Origin of the sequence: Patulibacter sp. NPDC049589, assembly GCF_040675535.1 — a bacterium.
Lineage (GTDB): Bacteria > Actinomycetota > Thermoleophilia > Solirubrobacterales > Solirubrobacteraceae > Patulibacter.
In genome coordinates, this window is record NZ_JBFAPC010000201.1 from 1 (window position 1) to 8,994 (window position 8,994).

An 8,994-nucleotide genomic window follows, 5' to 3' on the forward strand; every position below is an offset into this window, starting at 1 on the left:
CTCAGATCGCGTCCGGGTTGCAGGCTGCGCCGGTCAGGTCCGCCATCCCCGAGCTCTTCCACTTCTGGCAGAAGAGCTGCTTGTTCTCCGTCGCGCCTCGTCGTGCAGACCGCCGAGGAGGCCGCGGCCCAGGAGCGCGCCCCGCTCCTGGTGCTGGGGCCGTTGCAAGAGCTGCTCGACGCCGCGGGGATCGGCTCCGGACCGATCGCGGCGCGGATGATCGGCGACGGGCACAGCAACATCACGTACCTCCTGTCGCGCACCGGAGCGGACGTCGTGCTGCGCCGTCCCCCGCGGCCGCCGCTGCCGCCGAGCGCCCACGACGTGGCCCGCGAGGCGCGGCTGTTGCAGGCGCTGGAGTCCCAGCCGGTCCGCACGCCGCGGGTCCTGCTCCTGCACGAGGACGAGGCGCTGCTCGGCGTGCCGTTCTACGTGATGGAGCAGGTCCACGGCGACGTCATCGGCGAGACCCTGCCCGAGCGGTTCGCGCCGCCCGCCGCCCGCCGGGCGCTGGTCGACGAGCTCGTCGACGCGCTGGTCGAGCTGCACGCCGTCGACTGGCGGGCCGCCGGCCTGGAGTGGTTCGGCAAGGGCGACCACGGCTACCTCGAGCGCCAGCTCCGGCGCTTCGCCGGGCTCTGGGACCTCAACCGCACGCGCGAGCTCGCCGAGGTCGACGAGCTCCTGGCCTGGCTGACCGCCAACCGTCCCGAGCAGACCGAGTCGACCCTCGTCCACGGCGACTACCGGATGGGCAACGTCATGTACGGCCCCGCCGCCGACCCGCCCCGCCTGTCCGCGATCTTCGACTGGGAGCTCGCGACGATCGGCGACCCGCTCGCCGACGTCGGCTACCTGACCGCGAACTACGCGGCCGCCGGCATCGACTCCGGGCCGCTCGCGTCGATGTCGTCCGTGACCGCGGAGCCGGGCTTCCCGTCCCGGCAGGACATCGTCGACCGCTACGCCGAGCGCTCCGGGCGCGACGCCTCCGACGTCCGCTGGCACCAGGTGCTGGCGGGCTGGAAGGCCTGCGTCTTCCTCGAGGGCTCCTACAAGCGCCACCTGGCCGGCGCGGGCGACGACCCGTTCTTCGCGTCGCTGGGCACCGTGATCCCGGAGATCGCGCGCTACTCGCTGGCGATCGCCCACCGGGAGGACGCATGAGCTCCGCGGCCGGTTCCGCGGGCGGCGCGGTCGCCCCGGTCGCCGCGGACGGCGCCGCGCCGGCGGGCCTCGTGCCCCCGCGCGGCCTCCTCATCGACTTCGGCGGCGTGCTGACGACGAGCGTGTTCGACGCCTTCGACGCGTTCGCGGTCGCCGAGGGCCTCGAGCCCGGCGCGATCTCCAGCCTGTTTCGCACCGACGCCGAGGCCCGGCAGCTGCTGATCGACATCGAGGCCGGCGCGATCGACACCGTCGCCTTCGGCCCGCCGTTCGCGGTCCGCGCGGGCCTGGCCCCCGACCGCGCGGAAGGGGTCGTCCACCGGATGTTCGCCGCGTTGCAGCCCGACGAGGCGATGGGCCGGATGGTCCGCGCCGCCCGCGCCGCGGGGATCCGCACGGGGCTCGTCTCGAACTCCTGGGGCGACGGGATGTCCTACGACCCCGTCCTGCTCGCGGAGGCCTTCGACGCGGTGGTCCTCAGCCACGAGGAGCGGGTCCGCAAGCCCGCGCCGGAGATCTTCCTGACCGGCGCGGCCCGCATCGGCCTGGAACCGTCGGAGTGCGTGTTCGTCGACGACCTGCCGTTCAACCTCGCGCCGGCCGAGGAGCTCGGGATGCGGACGGTCCGCCACCGCTCGGCGGAGGAGACGATCCCGCAGCTCGAGGCGCTCTTCGGGGTGCCGCTGCGCTAGCGCGGCGGCGATGGCCGCGAGGCCGCGGCCGCCTGACCGGCACAGGCGGGCGAACGTGCCGAACCCCATCGGGTCCCGCCCGTCCCCGGACCGACGGCCGGGACGAGCGGACGCTCGTCGCATCCTCCCCCGGGGCGAGCCCTCAGTCCCGCGCGCCGCGCCCGTAGAAGAGGCGCGTGATGCGGCCCAGGAGCTTGTAGCCGCGCCCGGTGTAGGGGTAGACCTGCGGCTCCCTCTTCAGGTGGTACTTGGAGAGGATCAGCGTCTGCGAGTTCGTGTACTTGCGGATGCCCGGGGCGCCGTGGCGGGCGCCGAGGCCGGAGTCCTTCCAGCCGCCCATCGGGGCCTCGAGCGCCGTGTAGCCGATCAGCGCGTCGTTGACGTGGACCGAGCCGGCCTGGATCCGGCGCGCGATCTGCTCGCCCTTCTCCATGTCCCTCGTGAAGACCGACGCCATCAGGCCGTAGGGGCTGTCGTTGGCCAGGCGGATGGCCTCCTCGACGTCGGCCACCTTCATGATCGGCAGGGTCGGCCCGAAGGTCTCCTCCGTCATGCACTCCATGGTGTGGTCGACGTTCGTCAGGACCGTCGGCGGGTACCACCAGCCGGCGCGGTCCGGGTCGGGGTGGCCGCCCGCGACGATCGTCGCGCCCTTCGCGACCGCGTCGTCGACGTGCTCGGTCACCGTGGCGACCTGGCTCTCGATCGTCAGCGCGCCGACCTCGGTCGTGCCCGGGCCGGTCGGCCGGTCGTTGCGCAGCTTCGCGGCCTTCTTGGCGACCTTCGCGACGAACTCGTCGTACGCCGGCGCCTCGACGTACACGCGCTCGACCGAGATGCAGGTCTGGCCCGTGTTGAACATCGAGTAGTAGAGCGCGTGGTTGGCGGCGCGCTCCAGGTCGGCGTCGGCGCAGACGATGAACGGGTCCTTGCCGCCGAGCTCCAGCGAGCAGGGGATCAGGCGCTCGCCGGCGCGGGCGCCGATGCGGCGGCCGACCGGGGTCGACCCGGTGAACATGATCATGTCGACGACGTCGACGATCGCCTCGCCGAGGACCGACCCTCGGCCGGTGAGCACCTGCATGACGCCGTCGGGCAGGCCGCACTCCTTGAGCACGCGGGCCATCAGCAGCGACGTCAGCGGCGTCTTCTCGGCGGGCTTCAGCAGCACGCTGTTGCCGGCCATCAGCGCCGGGATGCAGTCGCCGAAGCCGTTGGTGAACGGGTAGTTCCACGGCGCGATCACGCCGACCAGGCCGAGCGGCGCGTGCCGCGTGAGGACCTTCTTGCCCTTCAGGAGCGGCGAGCTGACCTTGATCCGCTCGTCCGCCAGCAGGTCGGCGGCGTGGTCGGCCCAGTGCCCGAACGCGGCGGCGGCGTACATGACCTCGGCGGCCTGGGCGTCCTCCCAGGCCTTGCCGGTCTCCGACACGATCGTGGCGATCAGCTCGTCGGCGTGGTCGGTCACCCACTTCTGCGCGCGGCGCATGACGCGGGCGCGGCCCTCGAAGCCCAGGGCCTCCCACGCGGGCTGGACGGCGCGGCCGCGGGCGGCGGCGACGGCGGCGGCCTCGGCCCCGAGCTCGTCGACCCACGCGATCGTCTGGCCGGTGGCCGGATCGATCACGGCCTTCTGGACGGGCGTGCCGTCCGTGGAGGGGGCGGCCGTGGCCGCCGCGTCCGCCGTCTTCGGCGCCTGCTCCTGCGTGCTCATACGACCGACCCTACCGCGCGTAGCCTCCCGGCGCGAGCAAAGGTGACGTTGGTGTCACGTTCCTGTCGGGTCGGACGCTTCGGGGGCGGGGGCCCCTGCGGACGCGGCGTCCGTCCGGCAACGACGAGGGCCCGCCGGTCGGCGGGCCCTCGTCCTGCTGCTGCGACGCCGGAGCGCCGCGGGAGAGCGGGGTCGCTCAGCCCTCGATCTTGATCGTGCGGATCTCGATCGGCGTGACGGGGCGGTCGCCCGCGGCGGTCGGCGTGGTGCCGATGCGCTGGACGACGTCCTCGCCGCCGACGACCTGGCCGAAGGCGGTGTGCTTGCCGTCGAGCCACGGGGTGGCGTCGGCGGTGACGATGAAGAACTGCGAGCCGTTGGTGTTCGGGCCGGCGTTCGCCATCGCGAGCGTGCCGCGGACGATCTTGTGCTCGTTGATCTCGTCCTCGAACTCGTAGCCCGGGCCGCCGGTGCCGGTGCCCTGAGGACACCCGCCCTGGATCATGAAGTCCGCGATGACGCGGTGGAAGATCAGGCCGTCGTAGAAGCCCTTCCCGGCCAGGTCCTTGAAGTTCTGGACGGTCTTCGGCGCGTCGGCGTCGAACAGCTCGAAGACGACGTCGCCCTCGCTGGTGCTGATGGTGGCGGTGCTCACTGGGCTCCTCCAGGGGTCGGTGTGGAAACCTCGAAGCGGACCCTAACGACCCGCCGTCGCAGGCGGGTCGCGCGCCACACCCGGCCGGCGGTCGACCCTCGGCGGGGTCCGGCGGACGGACTCGCGGCGCGCGGACCCGCGGAGGGGCCGGACGATCCGCGGGACCGGGGTCAGCGCGCGGCGGTGAACTCGTCGATCTCGGCGGACGCCGGCGTGCCGGGCACGACGGTGAACAGCACGAGGACGTGGCGGTACTTCGTCTTCGCGCCCGAGACGGCCTTCAGCGGCACCTTGTTCTTGCCGTCCTTGAGCGTCGTCTCGCTCGCGATCGTGTCCCAGCCGTTGTCCAGGACGTCCGGCGGCAGCGCACTCTTGGACGTGCCCAGGATCTTGACCTTCACGCCGGCGGTGCCGGTGGCGATCGTCAGCGTCTTCAGCGTCGTCGCGTCGTCGAAGTCGAGGACGTAGCCGAGGCCGCCGGTCGAGCCGTCCTTGAGCGTGATCGTCCAGGCGGTCTTCGCGTTGCCGTCGATCGCGTTCTTCTCCTCGCCGGTGTCGGTGGCGAGGCTGTCGGGGTCGTAGATCGAGCCCTGGCCGGCCGCGAAGGTGATCGGGCCGGACGGGGTGTCGTCGGTCGTCGTCGTGGAGCCGGAGCCCGAGCCCGACGAGCCGGAACCGCTACTGCCGGAACCGCTGGACCCGGAGCCCGACGAGCCGGAGCCGGACGAGCCGCTCGAGCCCGAGCCCGACGAGCCGGAGCCGCTGCTGCCGGACCCGGAGCTGCCGCTGTCCGGCGTCGCGTCGCTGGTGCCCGAGCCGCTGGAGGCCGGCGGCGTGGCGGGCGGGGGCGTCGTCGTCTTGGTCGTCGTGGACGGCGTGGTCGGCGTCGTCGTGACGGGCGGGGCGACCGGGGCCACGGGGGCCGCCGGGGCCGTCGTCACGGGCGCCTGGGCGACGGGCGCGCCGGTGGTCGCCGCGGGGACGTTGGCCGCCGAGCGGGCGTCGCCGCGCAGCGCCGCGTAGGACGCCGCCGCCGCGCCGCCGGCGAGCAGGACGGCGAGCGCCACGACGAGGCTCGCGGCACGCAGGCCCGGCAGCCGCTGGCTGGTCTCGGTCATCCGCACGCCGCAGTTCAGGCACCACTCCTGGTCCGCCGCGCAGACCGTGCCGCAGCGGTCGCAGACGCGCACCATGTTCGCCGACGTGGGGTCGGTCGTCCCTTGGGGCTGCTGCTCCGGTGGCGTGCTCACGTCGGGAATGCTAGCGACCGGGTGCGGCCCGGTGCGCCGGTGCTGGGCGCCGCGGACGACGTAGACGAGGACGGCCCGTCGAGCGCGGACGCGCCACGTGCGCGGGCGGCGCGGACGCCGCTCGCGAGGCCGACCGACGTCCCTCGACCCCGCGCAGGATCCTCGCCGGGCCGAGCGGCCCGCGGACGCTCAGTCGGCGAGCAGGATCTCGGCGCGGACCGGGCCGCCGGCGGCGTTGATCGCCTCGACCGCGTCGGCGGCGCCGGACGCGGGGACCGTCGCGAGCGAGAAGTGCTCCAGGACGGAGACGTCGCGGACGGCCTCGCCGTCCAGGCCCGTGGCGGAGGTGATCGCCTCGACGAGATCGCGGATCGCGAGGTCGTCGGCCGTGCCCGGGACGAGCACCAGGCGCGTGCCCGGCTCGTCGGCGTCGTGGTGGATCTGCGGCTTGCGGCCACGGCGCGGCTTCTGGCGGCGGCGGGGCTCCTCGTCGGCCTCGGGCTCCGGGGCGGGGACGTCCGCCGGGGCGCCGGCGACGGCGGGGCCGGCCTCGGCCACGACGTCCGCCGGCGACTCCTCGACGACCGCGGCCGGGGCCTCCTCGACCTCGGCCGGGGCCTCCCCCGCGGCCTTGCGCAGGGCGGCGGCGTGCTTGTCACCCGTCGGCGTCGTCGCGCCGGCGGCCCAGGGGGTCATCGGGATGCCGACGTGCTCCTCGATCGCCTCGCGCTCGCGGCCCTGCTTCGGCTCGACGAACGTGATCGCGCGGCCGGTGGCGCCGGCGCGGCCCGTGCGGCCGATGCGGTGGACGTAGGTGTCCGGCGAGCGCGGGACGTCGAAGTTGACGACGTGGGTGACCGTGGAGATGTCGAGGCCGCGGGCCGCGACGTCGGTGGCGACGAGGATCGGCACGCGGCCGCCCTTGAACGCCAGCATCACGCCGTCGCGCTGGCCCTGCGAGAGGTCGCCGTGCAGCGCGCGGACGTTGTTGCCGCGGTCCTTCAGCAGGCGGAAGAGCCGGTCGGTGCCGATCTTGGTGCGGCAGAAGACGATGGCCTGACGCGGGCGCTCGGCGGCGATGACCTCGGCCAGCATCTCGGGCTTGTCCTTCGACGCGACCTCGACGTAGAACTGCTCGACGCTGTCGACCGTCAGCGAGTCCGACTTGACCTTCACGTGCTCGGGCTCGTAGAGGAAGTTGTCCGCGAGCTTGCGGATCGGCGGCGCCATCGTGGCCGAGAACAGCGCCGTCTGGCGGCCGGACGGGGTGCGGCGGAGGATCTTCTCGACGTCGTCGAGGAAGCCGAGGTCGAGCATCTCGTCGGCCTCGTCGAGGACGACGAAGCGACACGACGAGAGCTGGAGTGCGCCGCGATCGATCAGGTCCAGGACGCGGCCGACGGTGCCGACGACGACGTGGGCGCCGGAGCGCAGGCGAGAGATCTGCTCGCGGATCGGGGCGCCGCCGAACGTCGCGACGACCTCGACGCCCTTGCGCGCGCCGAAGCCGCGGATCGCCTGCGTGACCTGGATGCAGAGCTCGCGGGTCGGCGTCAGGACGAGGGCCTGCGTGTCGCTGCTCGTCGGATCGACGTACTCGATGATCGGCACGCCGAAGGCGGCGGTCTTGCCGGAGCCCGTCTGGGCCTGGCCGATCACGTCGCGCCCCTCGAGCATCGGGGGGATCCCCTGCTCCTGGATCGGGCTCGGCTTCTCGTAGCCGATGTCCCGCAGCGCCTCGAGGACGGGCTCGGAGAGGCGGAGATCGGCGAACGCGGTCATCAACCGTGGATCCTAGGGCGTACCGGGGTCCCGCACGGGCCGCCTGCGTGCCGGAAGCCCATCGGGGGTACGCAGCGCTGCCGCACGGAGCACGGCACCCCGCCGGGGGCCGCCCCCCGCGCGTCCGTGAGAAGGGCGTGAGAGCGACGCTGCGACAGGCCGCGCCGCGCCTAGTGTCGGGGCATGGTCCCCCGCCGCGTCCCGCCATACCGTCCCCGCGTCCTGCGCGCGACCGCCGCCGCGGTGGTCGTGGCGGTCGGCGCGCTCGGGCTCGCGTCCGCGGCGCCGGCGGCGAGCACGAAGGCCGTCCCGGGCGCGAGCAACCACCGACTGACCCTGACGACGCCGGAGTCCGCGGCGGTGCGGCGACTCGACGGGATCCTCCCCCACGCCTCGGTGGGCGAGGTCCTCGGGTCCGGGAACCGCCAGGCGTCCGCGATCCCGGCGCTGGCCCCGCCGCGCCAGGCCGGCGGGTTCCAGAACGGGTTCCGCTTCGCGTCCGACGACACCTCGACGACCAAGTTCTTCCCGCAGGGCATCACCGGGACCGCGGACGCGTCGGCCACCGGCCTCGTCGACGGTCGCAAGGCGCTGCTGGTCAGCTGGTACGCCCGGAACCCCAAGACGAAGAAGGGCACCGTTCCCCCGGGCGTCCGCGTCTCCTTCATCGGCGCCGAGAAGCTGACGGCAGCCAAGTACCGTCACGTCCTCCTCGTCAACCCGTACATGCTCCCGGACGGCACCGCGGACTACCGCCCCACCAAGAGCCACGCGGGTGGCATCGCCTGGGTCGGCCGGCGGCTCTACGTCGCGGAGACCACCGGCGGCCTGAGCGTCTACGACACGGCCCGCATGTGGAAGGTCAGCGCGACCTCGGGCGACAAGACGAAGGTCGGCTGCACGCCGAACCCGTGCGAGGCCGCCGACTACCAGTACGTCATGCCGAAGGTGGCGGAGTACCGCTACCGCTACGCCCCCAAGTACCAGCGGGGCGCCCTGCTCTTCTCGTCGGTCTCCTACGACCGCGCGTCCCAGTCGCTGATGACCAGCGAGTACTACTCCGGGTCGCCGACGACGAAGGCGAACGGCACCCCGGACGCGCGGCTCGTGCGCTGGCCCCTGATGGGCGACGGGGCGCTGCGCCCGGGGTCCGGGAACGTCACGACGCCGACGGGCCTGTGGACGACGACCGCCGAGAACGTCCAGGGCGCGTTGACGATCGGCAACACCGTCTACGTGTCGTCCAGCGGCGGCGACCGCCACCTGTACGTCGGGGGCCTCGGCGGCAAGCTGGCGGAGCGTCGCTGGCCGAACGGCGGGGAGGACCTCACCTACGCGCCGGCCAGCGGCCGGATCTACTCGGTCCTCGAGCACCCGGGCCGCGAACGGGCGGTCGTGGCCGTCAAGCGCTAGGACCGGGAGCGGGCCCCGCCGGACGTCACGCGACGTCGAGGACGAGCTTGCCCGTCGTCCGGCGGGCGACGAGCGCCTCGTGCGCGGCGGCCGCCTCGGCCAGGGGCCAGCGACCGCCGACGCTGACCCTCACCTCGCCGCGCACGGCCCGCTCGAAGAGATCGCGCAGCGGCGCCCGGAAACGCCGCTCGGGGTCGTCCAGGCAGTGGAACAGCCAGAACCCGATCACCGAGCGGGAGTGCCGCAGCAGGTGGCCGGTGCGGACCTCGTTCTGCTCCTTCGACGCGATCCCGCAGACGACGATCCGCCCGAACGGATCCA

8 protein-coding genes are annotated in these 8,994 nt (G+C 73.7%); 3 read left to right on the plus strand and 5 right to left on the minus strand.

What is annotated here, in order from left to right; all coding sequences use genetic code 11:
* The first annotated feature begins 102 nt into the window (after positions 1–102).
* A complete protein-coding gene (locus AB0L40_RS24505) occupies positions 103–1,167 on the plus strand; it encodes a phosphotransferase family protein (RefSeq protein ID WP_364360871.1) in 1,065 nt (354 codons plus the stop codon).
* Positions 1,164–1,859 carry an HAD family phosphatase gene (locus tag AB0L40_RS24510; protein ID WP_364360873.1) on the plus strand — a complete coding sequence of 232 codons (696 nt, stop codon included), beginning with the start codon at positions 1,164–1,166 and terminating at the stop codon, positions 1,857–1,859. Before AB0L40_RS24505 ends, AB0L40_RS24510 begins: the two co-directional genes overlap by 4 nt.
* A 142-nt stretch (positions 1,860–2,001) precedes the next feature.
* Here the strand turns inward: AB0L40_RS24510 and AB0L40_RS24515 are convergent, their stop codons facing one another.
* From AB0L40_RS24515 to AB0L40_RS24530, 4 genes are all read right to left on the minus strand, one after another.
* Positions 2,002–3,573, minus strand: coding sequence for a succinic semialdehyde dehydrogenase (locus tag AB0L40_RS24515; RefSeq protein ID WP_364360875.1), 1,572 nt, complete (start codon positions 3,571–3,573; stop codon positions 2,002–2,004).
* 196 nt (positions 3,574–3,769) lie between these two features.
* Positions 3,770–4,228, minus strand: coding sequence for a peptidylprolyl isomerase (locus AB0L40_RS24520; RefSeq protein ID WP_364360877.1), 459 nt, complete (start codon positions 4,226–4,228; stop codon positions 3,770–3,772).
* Positions 4,229–4,398: 170 nt separating this feature from the next.
* The gene (locus tag AB0L40_RS24525; protein ID WP_364360879.1) at positions 4,399–5,478 is read right to left on the minus strand and encodes a hypothetical protein; all 1,080 of its coding nucleotides are present in this window, start codon (positions 5,476–5,478) and stop codon (positions 4,399–4,401) included.
* 189 nt (positions 5,479–5,667) lie between these two features.
* A complete protein-coding gene (locus AB0L40_RS24530) occupies positions 5,668–7,260 on the minus strand; it encodes a DEAD/DEAH box helicase (RefSeq protein WP_364360881.1) in 1,593 nt (530 codons plus the stop codon).
* Between the two features lie 183 nt (positions 7,261–7,443).
* Between AB0L40_RS24530 and AB0L40_RS24535 the strand changes: the two genes are divergently transcribed.
* Entirely contained in the window at positions 7,444–8,673 is a 1,230-nt protein-coding gene (locus AB0L40_RS24535) for a hypothetical protein (RefSeq protein WP_364360883.1), read from the plus strand.
* Positions 8,674–8,698: 25 nt separating this feature from the next.
* Here the strand turns inward: AB0L40_RS24535 and AB0L40_RS24540 are convergent.
* The coding region (locus AB0L40_RS24540) for a zinc-binding dehydrogenase (protein ID WP_364360885.1) at positions 8,699–8,994 on the minus strand (296 nt) is incomplete at its 5' end.